The organism is Sphingobium fluminis (assembly GCF_037723805.1).
Classification (GTDB): Bacteria; Pseudomonadota; Alphaproteobacteria; order Sphingomonadales; family Sphingomonadaceae; genus Sphingobium.
Genome location: NZ_JBBJUK010000007.1, coordinates 42,747 through 61,158 on the forward strand (window position 1 = coordinate 42,747; position 18,412 = coordinate 61,158).

The window sequence follows — 18,412 nt, forward strand, 5'->3', positions numbered from 1 at the left end:
GGTGCGGCACAAGGTCCAGCCTCTTATGTTCGATCGGTCCCCCATGAACCGCAGACACGTGAAAAGGATATTGACCCTGGTTTCCGCTGCCCTGCTGACCGGCGCCGGTGCGCCGCCCGCCATCCCCGTGCCGGCGGACGATCCTTTCGTCTGGCTGGAGGACTGGACCGGCCCGCGCGCGATGCAGTGGGTGGAGACGGAGAATGTAGCGACGGTCAAGGTCCTGCAGGGCGACCCGCGCTATGCCGGCTATCACGCCCAGGCGCTCGCCATCGCTTCGGCGAAGGACCGGATCGCGATGCCGAGCCTGATCGACGGGCGGGTGTTCAACTTCTGGCGCGATGCCGACCATCCGCAGGGCATCTGGCGATTCACCAGCGCGGCGGACTATGCGAGCGCCAGCCCGAACTGGACGACCGTGCTCGATCTCGACGCGCTGTCGAAGGCGGAGGGCAGGAAGTGGGTGTGGAAGGGTGCAAGCCTGCTCGACCCCGAGGAGCGGCTGGCTCTGGTCCATCTGTCCGATGGCGGCGAGGATGCGGTGGCGTTGCGCGAATTCGACCTGCGCGCTGGGCGGTTCGTCGGCGGTGGCTTCGATATTCCGACGTCGAAGCAGGATGTCGCCTGGATCGACGGGGACACACTGTTGCTGGCGCGCGACTGGGGGGCGGGCACGACGACGGCATCGGGCTATCCGTTCGTGGTGAAGCGCTTGAAGCGCGGACAGCCGCTGAGCGCGGCGACAGAAATCTTTCGGGGAGCGCACGAGGACCAGCTGATGTCCGCGCCCTACATCCTGTCGGACGGGGCGGGCCATCGCGCCGCCTTCATCCAGCGCGGCGTCACCTTCTTTGGCTTTGAGCATCTGCTGGTGACGGGCGACGGCGTCAAAAAGCTGCCGTTGCCCGCCAAGAGCAGCATCGTCGGCATGGTCGACGGGCAGGTGCTGATCCGCACCAGCGAGGACTGGACGAGCGGTGGAGTGACCGTGGCGCAAGGGGCGCTCGCGAGCGTGCCGCTGGCCGCGCTTGAGGCGGGCGAAGCGCTCAGGCCGCTTATCCTGTTCACGCCCAATGCGCGCCAGTCGATCGACGGCGTGGTGGCGATGAAAAGCCGCGTGATCCTGACGATCAACGACAATGTGCGCGGGCGGGCGATCCTGTTGACGCCGGGCGATAAGGGCTGGACCAGCACGCCCGTCACCCTGCCCGACAATGCGACGATCAGCACGGTGGCGGCGACCGACCGCAGCGACACGGCCTATCTGAGCGTCGCGGGCTTCCTTGCGCCGACGACGCTGTGGGCGATCGATGCCGCCGATCCCGCGCCCCGGCAGGTCAAGGCCACGCCCGCGCGCTTCGATGCGGCGGGCCTTATCGTCGAGCAGTTCGAGGCAGTGTCGAGCGACGGGGTCAAAATCCCCTATTTCATCGTGCATCGAAAGGACATTCCGCTCGACGGCTCCACCCCGACGATCATGACCGCCTATGGCGGCTTCGAGATTTCCAATACGCCCAGCTATCCGGCGATCACCGGCAAACTGTGGCTGGAACGGGGCAACAGCTTCGTGCTGGCCAATATCAGGGGCGGCGGCGAGTTCGGCCCGGCCTGGCACGAGGCGGGGCGCAAGACGAAGCGCCAGATCATCTATGATGATTTCGCGGCCGTCGCGCGGGATATTTTCGCGCGCAAGCTGTCCAGCCCAGCCAAATTCGGCATCTATGGCGGGTCTAATGGCGGGCTGCTGATGGGGGTGGCGTTCAACCAGCATCCCGAGCTGTGGAATGCGGTCGTCATCCAGGTGCCGCTGCTCGACATGATCCGCTACGAGGCGATCGCGGCGGGCGCATCCTGGGTCGATGAATATGGCAGCGTGCGCGTGCCCGAGGAAAAGGCGTTTCTGGAGACGATCTCGCCCTATGCGAACATCAAGAGGGGCGTGAAATATCCCATGCCCTATGTCTGGACGACGACCAAGGACGACCGCGTCGGGCCGCAACATGCGCGCAAATTCGCGGCGCGGCTCAAGGATTATGGCCTGCCCTACCTGTTTTACGAAGACACTGCCGGCGGGCATTCGGGCGACGCGGACATCGAACAGGGCGCGCGGTTGCAGGCGATGCAGATGGTGTATTTTGCGCGAGCGCTGGAGGGGGAATAGGCATCATCCACTCCGTCATCCCGGATCAAGTCCGGGATGACGGTATGATGTGAGCGGAGCGAACGAGGGCACCTCACTGCGTTCGGTGGTGCCCTTCGACTTCGCTCAGGGCGAACGGGGTAACAGAATCTCGTCCCCCGGGCCAATTCGTCATTGCATTGCAGCAAGCGGTGGCGTTTGATCGGCCCATGCTTAAAGCCGCGCTGCACCACCTGACCGCCTATCGTTATTCGCGCCCGATCCGGCTTGGCCCGCAGGTCATCCGCCTGCGCCCCGCGCCGCACAGCCGGACCAAGGTGCCCAATTATGCGCTGAAGATCGAGCCGTCTGGCCATTTCCTCAACTGGCAGCAGGACCCGCATGGCAACTGGCTGGCGCGGGTCGTCTTTCCCGACCCCGTCGATCGGTTCAGCATCGAGGTCGATCTGCTCGCCGATCTCGACATCATCAATCCGTTCGATTTCTTCGTCGAGCCTTATGCGGAGAATTATCCCTTCGCCTATGACGAGCAGATCAGGACCGATCTCGCCGCCTATTTCGATATCGAGATGCAGGGGCCGCGCTTCGAGGCGCTGGTGGCGGAGCATGCCGCGTTCCGGGGCCGGACGATCGACTTTCTGGTCGATGTGAACAGCAAGCTGCAACAGCGGGTCGGCTATGTGATCCGCATGGAAACAGGCGTGCAGACGCCCGAAGAAACGCTGGATATCGGCATCGGATCGTGCCGCGATTCGGCCTGGCTGCTGGTGCAGTTGCTGCGGCGGCTGGGTTTCGCCGCGCGGTTCGTGTCGGGCTATTCGATCCAGCTCGTCGCCGATGTCGAGCCGATCGAGGGGCCAAAGGGCGTGACGCAGGATGTGGTCGATCTGCACGCCTGGGCCGAGGCCTATCTGCCCGGTGCAGGCTGGGTGGCGATGGACGCGACCAGCGGCATGTTCGCGGGCGAAGGGCATATTCCGCTCTGCGCGACGCCCCATTATCGCTCCGCCGCGCCGATCAGCGGCATGGCGGAACCCGCCGAAGTCGATTTCAACTTCGAAATGAGCGTCAGCCGCATCGCCGAAGCGGTGCGGATCACCAAGCCGTTCACGGAAGGACGCTGGGCGGCCCTCAACGCGCTGGGCGAGAAAGTCGACGCCGACCTCTTCGCGCAGGATGTGCGGCTGACGACCGGGGGCGAGCCGACCTTCGTCGCGATCGACGATCCGCAGGCCGAGGAATGGAATGGCGACGCGGTCGGCCCGACCAAGGCGGGCTATGCCGACCGGCTGATCCGCCGCCTGCGCGACCGCTTCGCGCCTGGCGCGCTGCTGCATCATGGGCAGGGCAAATGGTATCCGGGCGAAAGCCTGCCCCGCTGGGGCTATTCGATCTACTGGCGCACCGATGGCGTACCCGTCTGGCGCGACGTCAGCCTGATCGCGGGCGAGCCGGAAGCGGGCGACGCCACGGTGACGCCGGAGGATGCCGGACGCTTCCTCAACGCCTTTGCCGATGGGTTGGGCGTCGAGACGGATTTCGTCCAGCCGGTCTATGAGGATGCGCTCGCCTGGTCGGTCAAGGAGGCGGAACTGCCCGCCAATACCGCGCCGGGCGATCCCAAATTCGACAATCCGGAGGAGCGCGCGCGGATGGTGCGTGCGTTCGAGGGCGGCCTGTCCAAGACGGTCGGCTATGTGCTGCCGATCCAGCGCTGGCAGAGCCAGGTCAGCGCACCGCGCTGGCAGAGCGAAATCTGGAAAGTGCGGCGCAAGGCGCTGTTCGCGGTGCCGGGCGATTCTGCGCTGGGTTATCGCCTGCCGTTGGGCACCCTGCCCTATGTGCCCCCGTCCGACTTCCCCTATATCCATGCGCAGGACCCGAGCGAGCCGCGCGACCCGCTGCCCGATTATCGCGCACAGCCCGATCCGCGCGAACGGGTGGAGCGGGCGCAGGTAGCGCAGGCCGAGCATCAGGAACGTGTCGAGCAGGAGTTTATCGAGGGCGCGGTGCGCACCGCCGTCACGGTCGAGCCGCGCGGCAATTTCCTGTCGGTGTTCATCCCGCCGGTCAAGACGCTCGACGATTATCTGGAACTGATCGCGCAGGTCGAGCGCGTGGCGGAGGCGACGCGGATTCCGGTGCGGATCGAGGGATATACGCCGCCGGCCGACCCGCGCCTCAACCTGCTCAAGGTCACGCCCGACCCCGGCGTGGTCGAGGTCAATATCCAGCCGGCGAAGAGTTGGGCGGAAACGGTGGCGATCACCGAGGGCGTGTACGAGGCCGCGCGCGAAACGCAGATGACCGCCGACAAATTCATGGTCGACGGCCGATCGGTCGGCACCGGCGGCGGCAACCATCTGGTGCTGGGCGGCGCCACGGTGAATGATTCGCCCTTTATCCGTCGGCCGGACCTGCTCAAAAGCTTCGTCCTCTACTGGCAGCGGCACCCTTCGCTCAGCTATCTGTTTTCGGGCATGTTTATTGGCCCGACCAGCCAGGCCCCGCGCATCGACGAGGCGCGGCATGACAGCCTTTACGAGCTGGAGATCGCGCTGGCGCAGGTTCCCAATCCGTTGCGTGACGGCGAAGGCGCGTTGCCGCCGCCATGGCTGGTCGACCGGCTGTTCCGCAACCTGCTGGTCGACGTCACCGGCAACACCCATCGCACCGAAATCTGCATCGACAAGCTGTTTTCGCCCGACGGGCCGACCGGGCGGCTCGGCCTCGTCGAATTTCGCGGATTCGAAATGCCGCCCGCTCCGCAGATGAGCCTCGCGCAGCAACTGCTGCTGCGCGCGCTGACCGCATGGTTCTGGCGCGAGCCGCAGCAGGGCAGCCTCGTGCGCTGGGGCACGACCCTGCACGACCGGTTTTTCCTGGGGCATTTCGTGTGGGCCGATTTCATGGAGGTGCTGAGCGACCTGCGCGGGGCTGGCTATGATTTCGATCCCAACTGGTTCGAGGCACAGAAACAGTTCCGCTTCCCGGTGCATGGCGCGGTGGATGCCGGCGGGGTCGGGCTGGAAATCAGCCACGCGCTCGAACCGTGGAACGTGCTGGGGGAAACCGGCGCGATCGGCGGCACGGTCCGCTATGTCGACAGTTCGACCGAACGGTTGCAGGTGCGCGCCACCGGCCTTGTCGACGGGCGGCATATCGTCACCTGCAACGGCCGGCGCGTGCCCATGACGGCGACCGGCGTGCCGGGCGAAGGCGTGGGCGGCGTGCGCTACAAGGCGTGGGCACCGGCCAATTGCCTGCACCCCAACCTGCCGGCCGATGCGCCGCTGACGTTCGATGTGCTCGACAGCTGGAGCGGGCGGTCGCTGGGCGGCTGCGTCTATCATGTCGCCCATCCGGGCGGGCGCAATTATGACGATGTGCCGGTCAACAGTTATGAAGCTGAAGCGCGGCGCAAGGCGCGGTTCCAGGATCATGGCCATACCCCCGGCCCGGTCGACATGCCCGCAGCCGAGCCGGCCGGTGAGTTTCCGATGACGCTGGACCTGCGGTTCAGGCACCGGGCGATCTGACCATGGTCGATGCGTCCGTCCTGCCGGGCCAGGAGAGCGGCGGACGGGTCGCGCCCGGCTGGGGCGCCGATTATCTCGCGCGCGCGCCCAAGGGCGACCTGTTCGCCGGCGCCGACCCTGATCTGACCGCACAGTGGCGGGCCATGCTCGACCGGCTGTCGACGCAGGCGCAGGGCAACCCGGCGATCCTTGCCGACAATGTCGCGCGGCAGGCGATCGACCTTGGCATGGCGTTCCGGCTGACCGGGGACGAACAGGAACGGCCATGGCCGCTCAGCCCGATCCCCATGCTGATCGGCGCGGCGGAATGGCAGCGGATCGAACTGGGGCTCGCCCAGCGCGCCGACCTGCTGGAGCGCGTCATCGGCGACATTTATGGCGACCAGTCGCTGGTGCGCGATGGCAGGCTGCCGGCGGCGGTGATCGCCGGCAGTCCGCATTACTGGCGGGTGATGACCGGTTCGCCACCACCGCATGGCCATCATCTGCATTTCTACGCCGCAGACCTCGCGCGCGGGCCCGATGGCGAGTGGCGGGTGCTCGCGGATCGGGTCCGCACCCCCGTGGGCGTCGGCTATGCGCTGGAAAACCGGCTCGCTTTGTCGCGGGCGACCGGCGACCTGCTGGGGGCGATGAATACGCGGCGGCTCGCGCCCTTCTTCAGCGAATTGCGCCGCGGTCTGGCGGCGGATTGCGAGCGGAGCGAGCCGCGCATCGGCCTGCTGACGCCCGGCCGATTCAACCAGAGCTATGCCGAACAGGCGCATCTGGCGCGCTATCTGGGGCTGCTGCTGGTCGAAGGCGAGGATCTGATCGTCACCGACGGCCAGTTGTTCGTGCGCACCATTCAGGGGTTGAAGCGCATCGACGGCCTGTGGCGCTGGATGGACAGCCGCTTCCTCGATCCGCTCGCCTTCGACGGCAAGTCGCGGATCGGCGTGCCCGACCTGTTCGACGCCTGCGCGCGAGGCGGGCTGATGCTGAGCAACTGGCCGGGCGCGGGCGTCATCGAATCGCGCGCCTTTGCCGCCTTCCTGCCGCAACTCGCCCGCGCGATGCTGGGCGCGGACCTGCTGTTGCCCAATATCGCGACCTGGTGGTGCGGGCAGCCGGCCGAGCGCGATCATGTCATGGCGCATATCGACGATCTGGTCGTGGGATCGGCCTTCGATCAGGACGCCGCTGGTCTTTCCGACGCGCATTTTACGGCGGGATCGGCGCTCGCAGGGGACCAGCGCGCAGCGCTGACGGAGGGGATCAATCGCCGTCCTATGGATTATGTGGGGCAGGAGGTCGTTAGGCTTTCCACCACGCCCGCGATCGTCGATGGGCAGTTGACGCCCCTGCCCTTCACCCTGCGCGTGTTCGTCGCGCGTGACGGGCAAGGCGCGTGGCGGATCATGCCGGGCGCCTTTGCCCGACTCGCAGCCCATGGCGATATCCGGGCGGCGTTGATGGGCGAGGGCGACCTGTCCGCCGACATGTGCGTCATCGACAGCCATCCGGTGCCGCGCGAATCGCTTCTCGGGTCGGGTGGCGCGCCCGCGATCCGCCGCGTCGGCGGCATGCTGCCGGCCAAGGCGGCGGACAATCTCTACTGGCTCGGCCGCTATATCGAACGCGCTGAAACGACCTTGCGGGTGATCCGCGCGATCGTGGGCGGGTCGATCGAAGCCGATCTCGGCCCGGCGGTCGGGTCGCCGACGATGGAGCGGCTGATCGGCCAGCTTGCGCTGTGGGGCGCGGTCGACGGCACGTCCGGCAGAACCGGCGCGCTCTGCGCCCGCGCGCTGGGCGATGCAGGGCAGTCGGGCAGCGTTCGCGCGCTGATGGCGGTGGTCGCCAATATCGGCGAGGGGCTGCGCGACCGGCTGGCCACGGATTTCTGGCGGCTGGTGCGCCTGCCCCTGCCCCCGTTCGACGGCAGCGTCACCGAGTCGCTGCTCGATGCCTCCTCGCGCATGATCGAGCGCATCTCGGCGCTGTCGGGGCTCGCGGCGGAAAATATGGGCCGGACCGAAGGCTGGCGCTTCCATGACATGGGGCGGCGGATGGAACGGGCGGTCAATGGCTGCCGCCTGACCGCGCTGTTCGGCGCGGACTGGGCGTCGGCCGACGACCTGACCGTGTTGCTCGACCTCCACGACAGCCAGATCAGCTATCGCAACCGCTATCTGAGCGGGCCGTCGCTGGGCCCCGTGCGCGACATCGTGGCGCTGGAGCCGCATAATCCGCGCGCCATCGCCTATCAGGCGCAGCGGATCGCCGACCATATCGCGGCGCTGCCGACGCTGCGATCCGATGGCATGCCGGAAGAGCCGCAACGCCTGTCGGGGTCGCTGGTCGCCACACTCGCGCCGCTGACGGGCGATTCGCTGACCATGGCGGGGCTCACGGAAATCGAGGCGCGGCTGCTGGCGCTGTCCGATGCCATCGGGCAGCGCTATTTCCTGCCGATCCGCAAGGAAAAGAGCGACGGCGCGGACCTGCTGTCATGATCTATCACGTCCGGCACGTCACGATCGTGGGCTATGCGTCGCCCGTCCGGCTCGCGCGCTTCAACCTGCGCCTGCAACCGGTATCCTGGCCCGGCCAGCAGACCAGCGATTACAGGCTGAGCGTCGACCCGGCGCCGGTCACGACGCGATCGCGTCCCAGCGCCTGGCCGGTCCATGTCGCCCGGCTGGTGATCGACAGCCCGTTGCGGCAACTGACGATCGAAAGCCGCTTTCGCGCCGATGTGAGCGGCGGCGATCCGGTCACGCCACGGCCGGACGATCCGACCATCGGCGCGGTGGCGCAGGCCGCCCTGCTGGACCGCGATATGGGTCCGGCCGCGCCGGCCCACTATCTCTTCGCTTCGCCGCGCGCGCCATTGCTGGAGGCGATCGGGCAATGGACGGGTGAGGATCTGAACCCTACACGGCCGATCATGGCCGCCGCACTCGCGCTGGCGCAGCGGATCAGGGCCGAGTTCGCCTATGATCCGGGCGCCACCGACGCGAGCACCCCGGTGGCCGACGCCTTTGCCGCGCGGCATGGCGTCTGCCAGGATTTCGCGCATGTCATGGTGGTCGCATTGCGGCTTGCCGGCCTTCCCGCAGCCTATGTCAGCGGCTATCTGCGCACCAGTCCGCCGCCGGGCCGCCCCCGGCTGGTGGGGGCCGACGCGATGCACGCCTGGGTGATGCTATGGTGCGGCCCCGCGCGCGGCTGGATCGGCTTCGATCCCACCAACGGCGTCATCACCGGCGAGGGGCATGTGTTCGTGGCGATGGGCCGGGACTATGCCGACGTCACGCCGATCGACGGGCTGTTCGTGGGCGGCGCGGGTCAGGCGATCCGAACGATGGTCGATGTCGTGCCGGAGGGCTGACTTTCCGATCAGCTTTCGATCTTCTCGAACATCAGCTTCATGCCCTTGCGCGGGCGGATGGTGAGGCGGCTGATCGGCTCGGGCTTCCAGCCGGGTTTCACCACCATGCGGTAGCGGCGCAGCACGGTCGCGATCACGGTCATCACCTCCTGCTGGGCGAAACCCGCGCCGACGCATACGCGTGGCCCCCGGCTGAACGGGAACCAGGCCTGCTTCGCCATGTCCGCATTGGCGGGATCGTCGAACCGGTCGGGATCGAAGCTGTGCGGGCAGGCCCAATTATCCTTGTTGCGCTGGGTCAGCCAGGGCGCGACCACCAGCATCGCGCCCGGCTCCAGATCCTTGTCGCGCATCCGCATCGGGCAAGGCACTTCGCGGGGGAAGAAGGCGAGCGGGGGGTAAAGACGCAATGTTTCGCGGAAGATGTTGCGGATGACCGGCATGTCCTTGAGCATGGCGGCGGTCAGCGGCTGGTCGCCCGCGACCTGCGCCACTTCGGCCCGCGCGCGGTCCTGAATATGTGCGCATTCGGCGAGCAGATAATAGGCCCATGTCATCGTGCTGGCCGATGTCTCATGCCCGGCGAGGAAGATGGTCGCGACCTGATCCATCACCTGCGCCAGCGTGAAATGCTCGCCGGTCTCGGGATGTTTCGCCTCGATCAGCGACTGGAGGATATCTTTATGCGGGGCCTGCACGCCGGCATGAAAACCGTGGAACCGCTCTTCCACTACAGGGCGGAAGACGTTGCGGATCGCCTCAGCCGGCTTGACCGAGCGCCGCGCGAACCAGCCACCCGGCAGGCCGTAGAGGTCCAGCATCGAGGCCGAATGCGACAGGCGCTGAAAGCGGCCGAACGCCTGATGGATGATGAAGGAGCGATCGGTATCGAGCGTCTGGGAGAAGAGCGTGCGAAAGATGATGTCGGCGGCGACATGGGTCATCATCGGGTCGATATTCACCGGCTTCGATCGATCCGCCGCGTCGAGCCGATCGATCAGCGCATCGGCCGCACCCACCATCAGCGGCATGGATTTGGTCAGCGCGGTATGCGCGAAGGCGGGATTGACCATCGCCCGCTGATTTTCCCAATCCTGCCCATTGGCGGAAAAGACACTGTTGCCGATCAGCGGCGTCAGGCTCCGCACCAGCTCGCGATGCTTGGGGAATTCCGTACCCCCGCGCAGGATGCGATCGACCAGCGACAGTTCGTTGGCGATATACATAAGCTGGCCACGTCCGCGCACCTCGCCCATCTTCATCGTGTAGCTTTTTTCGAACAGCACATGGATCCAGCTGTCCCAGCCGATGAAGAATCGCCGCAGCATCGTGCGCTTGTTGCGCGTGGGTTGTGGGAAAGGCGGCGTGAAGAGCGGATCGGTCATGGGATCGTCCTGAAGGCGGCCAGCGCCTGATCGAGCGAACGGCGGCCCGCCGTCAGGCTGATGAAGTCCAGCGGCGACAGGCGGTCGCCCACCCGCAGATAATCGAAATGCGCCTCATATTTGTTCGACCAGCCGCCATGATAATTTTCGGGGTCATAGAACAGGTGAAAGCGTGGCGAGAGCATGTCGACCCGCGCGGCATGGGCATCGGCGCAGAGCAGCAGCGGATTGACGTTGAAATAGGCCGCGCCATCCGGGGGAAAAGACAGGTCGATATAATGAAACGCCTTGTCCGCCAGCGACGCCAGGTCGGCATGATACCAGCGCGCATCGGTGCGCAGCGCCACCACCGGCACCACCTGCCCCATGCCCACCATGGCGAACCGATCGGGCAGCGGGCCGGCGCGGCGTTCGAACACGCGCCGCATCACCGACATGCCCAATATCGTACCGGCACTATGGGTGACGAACAGGATTTCGTCCCATGGCTCGTCCATCTCCCCCACGATCCGCTCCGCGAACCGGTCGAGCCTTGCGTCCAGATCGGGCCCCGGCCCGCCGGCGGCGAGGCTGTGGTGATAATAGGTGAAACGCAACAGCCACGGCACCACCAGCTTGTTGAGCCAGCGCCCTGACAACAGCGCGCTGATGCCGACACCGGCCAGCGCGGCCGCCCAGAGGGGCAGGACAATCCACAAAAGCAGCGCCGGCAGCAAAGCGAACAACAGCGGGATGACGATCGCCAGAACGGGCGGATAGCAGATGGTCAGCACCGGCCCCGGCCGCAATTTTTTCATACGCCCGAACTGCATGAAGCGGGCATGGCCGATATAGGTGGCGATCGAGCGCAGGCCCAGTTTCAGCGGATTGCGAATCCACACCTTGCCGACCAGATCCTCCCAGCGGAGAAATTCATAATCCGTCTCGACCCCGGCCTGGGGATTGTCGATGCTCCAGTGGGTCGAAACGACCGAACCGGCCGGTCCGGCCCGGCGCCCGCTGACCGCCACCGGCTCGCCAGACAATTGCGCGAAGCGTGCTGCCTGATCCCGATACATCTGGTGGTAGAAACGGACGCCCCGGGGATCGAAACCGCCAAGGTAGAAGACTTTACGCTTGAACTTTTCCACGACCCCCGCCCTAATCGAGCCATGAACATACCCGAACGCGACTACTGCTATTTCATAGACCACCGCAAATACAACCGAAACATCGGCTGCAGGCGGCACGACAATGCCTATGGCATCAACGGCGGCGGCACGGAACGCGACCGCTGGCGCGCAGATTTCGCCTTTTACCGGCATATGCGTGACAATGGCGATCCGATGGCATTGCCGTCGCTGCTGGCCTGCCTCCTGTTCGGCTGGTTCTGCTGGAATTATCATCCGGGCAAAGGCCTGTGGCGCGGCCAGTTGCTACGCCGCATCGCAAAGGCACCCAAATGAGCGTCGTCGCAAAGCATGTCACGACAGGGTCGGTCACGTTCGGCAACGACCTGCCCTTCGTCCTCATCAGTGGCCCGTGCCAGATAGAGAGCCGCGATCACGCGTTGCGCACCGCCGACACGCTGGCGCGGATCGCGCGCGACGCAGGCGTGCCCTTCATATTCAAATCCAGCTTCGACAAGGCGAACCGGACGTCGGTGGCGGGGCAGCGCGGGGTCGGGATTGACGCGGGACTTGCGATTCTGGCGGAGGTGAAGGCGACGCTTGGATGCCCGGTGCTGACCGACGTGCATGAGGCGGGGCAGGTGGAGGCGGCGGCGCAGGCGGTCGACATCCTCCAGATTCCCGCCTTCCTCTGCCGTCAGACCGATCTGCTGCTGGCGGCGGGGCGAACCGACGCGGTGGTGAACGTCAAAAAGGGGCAGTTCCTGGCCCCCTGGGACATGGCGGCCGTGGCCCAGAAGGTCGCCTCCACCGGCAATGAGCGCATCCTGCTGACCGAGCGAGGCGCGAGTTTCGGCTATAACGCCTTGGTCAGCGACATGCGCGCGCTGCCGGTGATGGCGCAGACCGGCTATCCGGTCGTGTTCGACGCCACCCACTCGGTGCAGCAGCCCGGCGGGCTGGGGTCATCGTCGGGCGGTCAGCGGGAGTTCGCGCCGCTGCTCGCGCGCAGCGCCGTGGCGGCTGGTGTCGCGGCGGTGTTCGCCGAGGCGCATGAAGACCCGGACAATGCGCCCTCCGACGGGCCGGTCATGTTGCCGCTCGACTGGATCGCGCCGATGCTGGCGCAATTGAAGGCGATCGATGCGGTGGTGAAGGGGTGACCCCCCCTCAGGGTCGCGTTTGCCCCGTCCCGCGCACGATCCATTTATAGGTGGTCAGCCCTTCCAGCGCGACGGGGCCGCGCGCGTGCAGGCGGCCGGTCGAGATGCCGATCTCCGCGCCGAGGCCGAACTCGCCGCCGTCCGCGAACTGGGTTGATGCGTTCCACATCACGATCGCGCTGTCGACGGCATTGAGGAAGCGTTCCGCGCCAACCGCGTCTTCGGTGATGATCGCATCGGTATGATGGCTGGCATGGGCGGCGATATGCGCGATCGCGCCTTCGACGCCGTCGACCAGCGCGACCGAGACGATGGCTTCGAGATATTCGGTGTCCCAGTCCTCGTCGCTCGCAGCTATGACCCGGCCGTCCATCGCCAGCACGCTCGCATCGCCACGGACTTCGCACTGCGCGTCGAGCAGCGCCTTCACCAGCGCGGGCGCATCGCCGAACGCACGATCGATCAGCACCGTTTCCGTCGCGCCGCAGACGCCGGTGCGGCGCATCTTGGCGTTGACGATCAGCGCGCGCGCCATGGCAGGGTCCGCCGCGCCATCGACATAGCTGTGGTTGATTCCGTCGAGATGCGCGAGCACGGGCACGCGCGCCTCCTCCTGCACCCGCGCGACCAGGCTCTTGCCCCCGCGCGGCACGATCAGGTCGACGAAGTCCGCCGCCTTCAGCAAAGCGCCCACGGCCGCGCGATCGGTGGTGGGGACCAGCTGGACCACTTCAGCGGGCAGGCCAGCGGCGATGATGCCTTCGATCAGCGCGGCATGGATAGCGCGATTGCTCTCCTTCGCCTCGCTGCCGCCGCGCAGGATCACGGCATTGCCCGCGCGCAGGCACAATGCCGCCGCGTCCGCCGTCACATTGGGGCGGCTTTCATAGATGATACCGATGACGCCGAGCGGCACGCGCACACGCGACAGTTTGAGGCCGTTGGGCCGCTCCACTGAATCGATCACGCGGCCGAGCGGATTGTCGAGCGCCGCTACCTGATCCACACCATCCGCCGTCGCCGCGACCCGCGCCTCGTCCAGCCGCAACCGGTCCAGCATCGCCGACGACAGGCCACCGGCGACCGCATTTTCCATGTCGCGCGCATTGGCCGCGAGGATGTCGGGCGCATGATCGCGCAGCGCCTGCGCCGCGCGGCGCAGCGCGTCGACCTTTTGCGCGTCGTTCACGCTCGCCAGCTGCGCGCCCGCGAGCCGCGCCCGCGCGCCGAGCATGGCGATCAGCATTTCGGGGGTCTGGGTCAGGTCGTTCATCATCGGTCTCGCCACTGCTTGCGACGCGGCCCTTAGCATGAAAGCGCGCCCCGGCGAAAGCGGCGTCAGCGCCGCTCGACCATGGGCAGGCGTGGGGCGGGCGGCGTCAGGCGGCCTGGGCGATCGCCTCGTGCCTGACCGCTATGAACAGGCGGCAGGGCGGAATATTGCGCCACTCCCGCTTCTCGCTGACCACGCCGAATATGGGCGCGAGGAGTCGCCCGACATAGCCCGAATATTGATAGGCAAGGAACGCCCCGCCGGGCTGAAGCGCGTTACGCGTCTCGACGCAGATCTTATCGCCAACCCCCGCCGGCAGGGTCGAAAAAGGAATGCCCGACAGGATATAGTCGGCCTTCTCATGCCCGGCTTCGGCGATGAACCGCCCGACATCGGCAGCCGATCCATGCACGGTGCGCAGCCTCGGATCGGCGATCTGGGCATCGAGATAGGCGACGAAATCGGGGTTGAGGTCGATCGCCAGCAACGTCGCGTCGGGATGCATGCGATCCAATATGGTGCGGGTGAACGTCCCCACCCCCGGCCCATATTCCACGAACAGCCGCGTGCGGTTCCAGTCCACATCCGCCAGCATGCCGTCGACCAGCGCCGGCGAGGACGGGATGACCGATCCGATCATGCCCGGATGCTTGACGAACTGGCGGAAGAACAGCCCCCATTGGCCCATGAACTGGCCATATCGCCGGGCGATGTCGGCCAGCTTGTTCTTTTTCTCGAAGGGAATGGAGGCCATCAAAATCCGCCTGTTGGTCGAACATAACGCGTTGCAAATATGGGGTCCGCTGGCAAGCGGCTTTACCCCGATGATCGCCCAACGCACGGACGACAAAGGGGTTTCGCGACCTCTCGTCCTGCCGGCGCCCCCGCGACGATCATCCCTGCCGGGGCCGCAACATGCCCGGTGACACGAAACCGATAGGATCGATCTGCATCGCATTCTGTTTGAGCTTGGCGCGGATCTCCTCATATTCGCGTTCCATCTCGGGCGTCACCGATGCGCGCGTCTCTTCCAGCGCATCCTCGAAATGGGCCTGGCCGACCTTTTCGATGGACAGCGACTGGCGCAGCGCGACGAGGCCGGCGCGACGCACCAGATCTTCAAGGTCCGCGCCGGTGAACCGGTCCGTTCGCGCCGCCAGCGAATCGAGATCGACATCGTCGGCGAGCGGCATCTTGCTCGTATGGATGGACAGGATGCGGCGGCGTCCCGATTCGTCGGGCACCGGCACATAGATGAGCTCGTCGAAGCGGCCCGGTCGCAACAGCGCGGGGTCGACCATCGTCGGTCGGTTGGTGGCGCCGATGACGACCACCGATTGCAGCGCCTCCAGCCCGTCCATTTCGGCGAGAATGGTATTGACCACCCGCTCGGTCACCTGCGGCTCGCCCAGGCCGTTGCCGCGCGCGGGCACGAGGCTGTCGAGTTCGTCTATGAAGAGAACCGTTGGCGCGACCTGCCGGGCGCGGGAAAAGAGCCGCGCAATCTGCTGCTCGCTCTCGCCATACCATTTGGAAAGCAGGTCCGATGATTTGGTCGCGATGAAATTGGCCTGCGCTTCGCGCGCAACCGCTTTTGCCAGCAAGGTCTTGCCGGTGCCCGGCGGGCCGTAGAGCAGGAAGCCCTTCGCCGGACGGATACCGAGGCGACGAAAGGCTTCAGGGTCCTTGAGCGGCAGTTCCACCCCTTCCTTCAGGCGCATCTGCGCATCGTCCAGCCCGCCAATGTCCGACCAGCCGATATTGGGTGCCTGCACCATCACTTCGCGCATGGCAGACGGCTGGACGCGCTTGATCGCGGCCATGAAATCCTCGCGCGTGACCGACAGTTCCTCCAGCACGTCCGCCGGGATGGTGCCATCCTCCAGATTGAGGCGGGGCATGAACCGGCGCACCGTATCGATCGCCGCCTCCCGGGCCAGCGCAGCGATATCGGCGCCGACAAAGCCATAGGTCATCCGCGCCAGCTCGGCGAGATCGACAGAGTCGGCCAGCGGCATGCCGCGCGTGTGGATGCCCAATATCTCGCGCCGTCCACGCTCGTCGGGCACGCCAACGACGATCTCGCGATCGAAACGGCCCGGTCGGCGCAGCGCCTCGTCAATGGCCTCCGGACGATTGGTGGCGGCGATGACGACCAGATTGGTGCGCGGCTCCAGCCCGTCCATCAGCGTCAGCAACTGGGCGACCAGTCGTTTTTCGGTTTCGCCCGTCACCTGGCCCCGCTTGGGCGCGATCGAATCGATTTCGTCGATGAACAGGATCGAAGGCGCGGACCTGGCCGCGGCCTCGAATATTTCGCGCAGCTGCTTTTCCGATTCGCCATAGGCCGAACCCACGATTTCGGGACCGTTGATCAGGAAGAACTCGGCCTCCGATTCGTTGGCGACGGCCCGTGCCAGGCGGGTCTTTCCCGTGCCGGGCGGGCCATAGAGCAGGACGCCGCGCGGCGGATCGACGCCCAGCCGCTGGAACAGTTCGGGGTAGCGCAGCGGCAGCTCCACCATTTCGCGCAGCTGGTCGATCGTGTCGGCCATGCCGCCGACATCGTCATAGGTGACGTCGGCCCGGCGCGATTCGCGCGGTTCCTCATATTCGGCGCGCAGTTCGACCTCGGTATCCTCGTCGATCAGGACGAAGCCCTTGGGGACGGTCGACACCACAACGAGGCGGATTTCCTGAAGCGCATAGGCGGGCGCGGCCAGCATCTGGCGCAGATGAGCAGGCATTTCGCCGGGCGGCACCTGCTGCTGCCCCGCCGTCGCGACGACATCGCCAGCCGTCAGCGGCCGGCGATAGAATACGCGCTTGAGCGCATCGGGATTGCCCTGAAGCCGCAGATTATCCTGCGCCGGCGCGAAAACCACGCGTTGCGCGGGGCGCGGCTCCGCCTTGCTGATATGCACGAAGTCACCGGAACCCACCCCGGCATTGGCGCGCTGGAGCCCGTCGAGGCGCAGGACATCCAGGCCCTCATCCTCCTTATAGGGCCGCACGACTCGCGCGGGTGTGGATCGCTTGCCCGCAATCTCGATGACGTCGCCTTCCGACAGGCTGAGTTCGGCCATGACGCCCAGCGGCAGGCGCGCGAGGCCCCGCCCCGCATCTTCGGGCCTGGCGTTCGCCACCTGGATCTTGCGTCCTGTGCTTTCCTCGTCCGCCATTTTGCCACCCGCTCCTTTTTGCTTCAGTCGCGAGATAGGGAACGCCACGCGGAAACGGAAGAGCCGGGACATGCCGCAAGCGGAACAAAAAAAGGCCGGCCCGAAGGCCAGCCTGATGAGTTTTAGGAGAGGATGCCTGAAAGGCCTGCTCTATATGCGTTGCAATTGGCTATCTTGCAAGTGCGAAAGAAATTGATCGGGTTGCAAAAATTGCATCTTGCCATTTGCCTGATTTTCCGGCTCTGTGTTAACAGGATGCTTGGAAATTGTCCGCGCCGTCGCCTGATAATAAGATGACGCGACGCAGCGGACCGGCTTCGGATTTTGAAAAGTCATGCGTAGATTGCCGCCACTTACGGCCCTGGAGGCCTTCGTTCAGGTCGCGCGCCTGGGATCGGTGAAGGCGGCCGCAGAGGAACTCGCACTGTCGACGCCGGCGCTCAGCCGTCGCGTACAGGCGCTCGAACGCTTCATCGGCAAGCCGTTGTTCGACCGCAAACATCAGGCGCTGGAGATCAATGCGGACGGGCAAAAGCTGCTGGACGATATCGCGCCGGCGCTCGACGCCGTCAGCCAGGCGCTGGAAAATATCCAGAGCGGCGGCAACCAGTTGCGCCTGCGGCTCGGGGTCATGCCGCTTTTCGCCACCCAGCGGCTGTTCCCCCATCTTGGCGCGCTGCGGCGGCTTCATCCCCAGTTGCATATCGATATCGAGACCAATTCCTACGCACTCTCTCGCCTCGGCGAGGGGCTGGACGCCGCGATCGTGCTCGCCAAGGATATCGATCCGGCGCTCGACGCGCATGAACTTGATCGCGACGAGGTCTATCTGATCGGTCGCCGTGCCCTTATGGAGTCACCCGGCGGATTGACGTCGCCGGCTGACCTCGCACAGCAGACCATATTGCTCCACCGCGATATGGTGCTGGCCTTCGACGCCTGGAAAGAAGCCGTCGGCCTGCCGGACCTGCAACCGCTGGCGATCGATAATTATGATTCCGGTCAGTTGATGCTGGAAGCCGCCGCGCAGGGCCTGGGCATAGCGGTGATGCATGCCTCTCACTTCAATGAGGCTGACGATCCTCGGCTGGCGCGCCTGTTGCCCGTCCATGTCGAAAGCCCTTATCGCTATTATTTCGTTTGCCGCCCGCGCGCTTTGCAAAATCGCGCGGTACGGATATTCCGGGACTGGCTGGTGGCCGCCGAACTGTGATCGCGTCCCCACGACGGATTTGCGGTCGGAAC

Annotated in this window: 12 protein-coding genes; 7 read left to right on the plus strand and 5 right to left on the minus strand. The window is 65.9% G+C overall.

Annotated features, from left to right (window positions below; all coding sequences use genetic code 11):
- Nucleotides 1-43: 43 nt before the first annotated feature.
- The 4 genes from WG907_RS16115 to WG907_RS16130 all read left to right on the plus strand — a co-directional run bounded on the left by WG907_RS16115 (nucleotide 44) and on the right by WG907_RS16130 (nucleotide 9,055).
- Nucleotides 44-2,161 carry a prolyl oligopeptidase family serine peptidase gene (locus WG907_RS16115; protein WP_340234399.1) on the plus strand — a complete coding sequence of 706 codons (2,118 nt, stop codon included), beginning with the start codon at nucleotides 44-46 and terminating at the stop codon, nucleotides 2,159-2,161.
- 188 nt (nucleotides 2,162-2,349) lie between these two features.
- Nucleotides 2,350-5,679, plus strand: coding sequence for a transglutaminase family protein (locus tag WG907_RS16120; RefSeq protein WP_340234401.1), 3,330 nt, complete (start codon nucleotides 2,350-2,352; stop codon nucleotides 5,677-5,679).
- Nucleotides 5,680-5,681: 2 nt separating this feature from the next.
- Nucleotides 5,682-8,177, plus strand: a complete 2,496-nt coding sequence (locus WG907_RS16125) for a circularly permuted type 2 ATP-grasp protein (protein ID WP_340234402.1) — start codon at nucleotides 5,682-5,684, stop codon at nucleotides 8,175-8,177.
- A complete protein-coding gene (locus WG907_RS16130) occupies nucleotides 8,174-9,055 on the plus strand; it encodes a transglutaminase family protein (RefSeq protein WP_340234403.1) in 882 nt (293 codons plus the stop codon). The genes WG907_RS16125 and WG907_RS16130 overlap by 4 nt, the downstream gene beginning before the upstream one ends.
- Nucleotides 9,056-9,063: 8 nt before the next feature.
- Here the strand turns inward: WG907_RS16130 and WG907_RS16135 are convergent, their stop codons facing one another.
- Both WG907_RS16135 and WG907_RS16140 read right to left on the minus strand, forming a co-directional pair.
- Nucleotides 9,064-10,440, minus strand: a complete 1,377-nt coding sequence (locus WG907_RS16135; RefSeq protein WP_340234405.1) for a cytochrome P450 — start codon at nucleotides 10,438-10,440, stop codon at nucleotides 9,064-9,066.
- On the minus strand, nucleotides 10,437-11,570 hold the full coding sequence (locus WG907_RS16140) for a hypothetical protein (protein WP_340234406.1): 1,134 nt from the start codon (nucleotides 11,568-11,570) through the stop codon (nucleotides 10,437-10,439). Before WG907_RS16140 ends, WG907_RS16135 begins: the two co-directional genes overlap by 4 nt.
- A gap of 21 nt (nucleotides 11,571-11,591) precedes the next feature.
- On the opposite strand from WG907_RS16140, the gene WG907_RS16145 reads away from it, so the two are divergent.
- Both WG907_RS16145 and kdsA read left to right on the plus strand, forming a co-directional pair.
- Nucleotides 11,592-11,885, plus strand: coding sequence for a hypothetical protein (locus WG907_RS16145; protein ID WP_340234408.1), 294 nt, complete (start codon nucleotides 11,592-11,594; stop codon nucleotides 11,883-11,885).
- Nucleotides 11,882-12,712, plus strand: a complete 831-nt coding sequence (kdsA, locus tag WG907_RS16150; RefSeq protein WP_340234410.1) for a 3-deoxy-8-phosphooctulonate synthase — start codon at nucleotides 11,882-11,884, stop codon at nucleotides 12,710-12,712. The genes WG907_RS16145 and kdsA overlap by 4 nt, the downstream gene beginning before the upstream one ends.
- A gap of 7 nt (nucleotides 12,713-12,719) precedes the next feature.
- Here the strand turns inward: kdsA and WG907_RS16155 are convergent, their stop codons facing one another.
- The 3 genes from WG907_RS16155 to WG907_RS16165 all read right to left on the minus strand — a co-directional run bounded on the left by WG907_RS16155 (nucleotide 12,720) and on the right by WG907_RS16165 (nucleotide 17,167).
- A complete protein-coding gene (locus WG907_RS16155) occupies nucleotides 12,720-13,985 on the minus strand; it encodes a glutamate-5-semialdehyde dehydrogenase (protein ID WP_340234412.1) in 1,266 nt (421 codons plus the stop codon).
- Between the two features lie 106 nt (nucleotides 13,986-14,091).
- Complete coding sequence (locus WG907_RS16160; protein WP_340234414.1) at nucleotides 14,092-14,739, minus strand: class I SAM-dependent methyltransferase; 648 nt, start codon at nucleotides 14,737-14,739, stop codon at nucleotides 14,092-14,094.
- 139 nt (nucleotides 14,740-14,878) lie between these two features.
- On the minus strand, nucleotides 14,879-17,167 hold the full coding sequence (locus WG907_RS16165; RefSeq protein WP_340234416.1) for a CDC48 family AAA ATPase: 2,289 nt from the start codon (nucleotides 17,165-17,167) through the stop codon (nucleotides 14,879-14,881).
- Between the two features lie 334 nt (nucleotides 17,168-17,501).
- Between WG907_RS16165 and WG907_RS16170 the strand changes: the two genes are divergently transcribed.
- The gene (locus WG907_RS16170; RefSeq protein WP_340234418.1) at nucleotides 17,502-18,380 is read left to right on the plus strand and encodes a LysR substrate-binding domain-containing protein; all 879 of its coding nucleotides are present in this window, start codon (nucleotides 17,502-17,504) and stop codon (nucleotides 18,378-18,380) included.
- The last annotated feature ends 32 nt before the right edge of the window (nucleotides 18,381-18,412 follow it).

Excerpts from the sequence above, each read along its gene's own strand:
- WG907_RS16125 (WP_340234402.1), top strand. The coding sequence starts at position 5,682 with ATGGTCGATGCGTCCGTCCTGCCGGGCCAGGAGAGCGGCGGACGGGTC.
- WG907_RS16115 (WP_340234399.1), top strand. The coding sequence starts at position 44 with ATGAACCGCAGACACGTGAAAAGGATATTGACCCTGGTTTCCGCTGCC.
- kdsA (WP_340234410.1), top strand. The coding sequence starts at position 11,882 with ATGAGCGTCGTCGCAAAGCATGTCACGACAGGGTCGGTCACGTTCGGC.
- WG907_RS16170 (WP_340234418.1), top strand. The coding sequence starts at position 17,502 with ATGCGTAGATTGCCGCCACTTACGGCCCTGGAGGCCTTCGTTCAGGTC.
- WG907_RS16145 (WP_340234408.1), top strand. The coding sequence starts at position 11,592 with ATGAACATACCCGAACGCGACTACTGCTATTTCATAGACCACCGCAAA.
- WG907_RS16160 (WP_340234414.1), bottom strand. The coding sequence starts at position 14,739 with ATGGCCTCCATTCCCTTCGAGAAAAAGAACAAGCTGGCCGACATCGCC.
- WG907_RS16155 (WP_340234412.1), bottom strand. The coding sequence starts at position 13,985 with ATGAACGACCTGACCCAGACCCCCGAAATGCTGATCGCCATGCTCGGC.
- WG907_RS16130 (WP_340234403.1), top strand. The coding sequence starts at position 8,174 with ATGATCTATCACGTCCGGCACGTCACGATCGTGGGCTATGCGTCGCCC.
- WG907_RS16165 (WP_340234416.1), bottom strand. The coding sequence starts at position 17,167 with ATGGCGGACGAGGAAAGCACAGGACGCAAGATCCAGGTGGCGAACGCC.
- WG907_RS16120 (WP_340234401.1), top strand. The coding sequence starts at position 2,350 with ATGCTTAAAGCCGCGCTGCACCACCTGACCGCCTATCGTTATTCGCGC.
- WG907_RS16135 (WP_340234405.1), bottom strand. The coding sequence starts at position 10,440 with ATGACCGATCCGCTCTTCACGCCGCCTTTCCCACAACCCACGCGCAAC.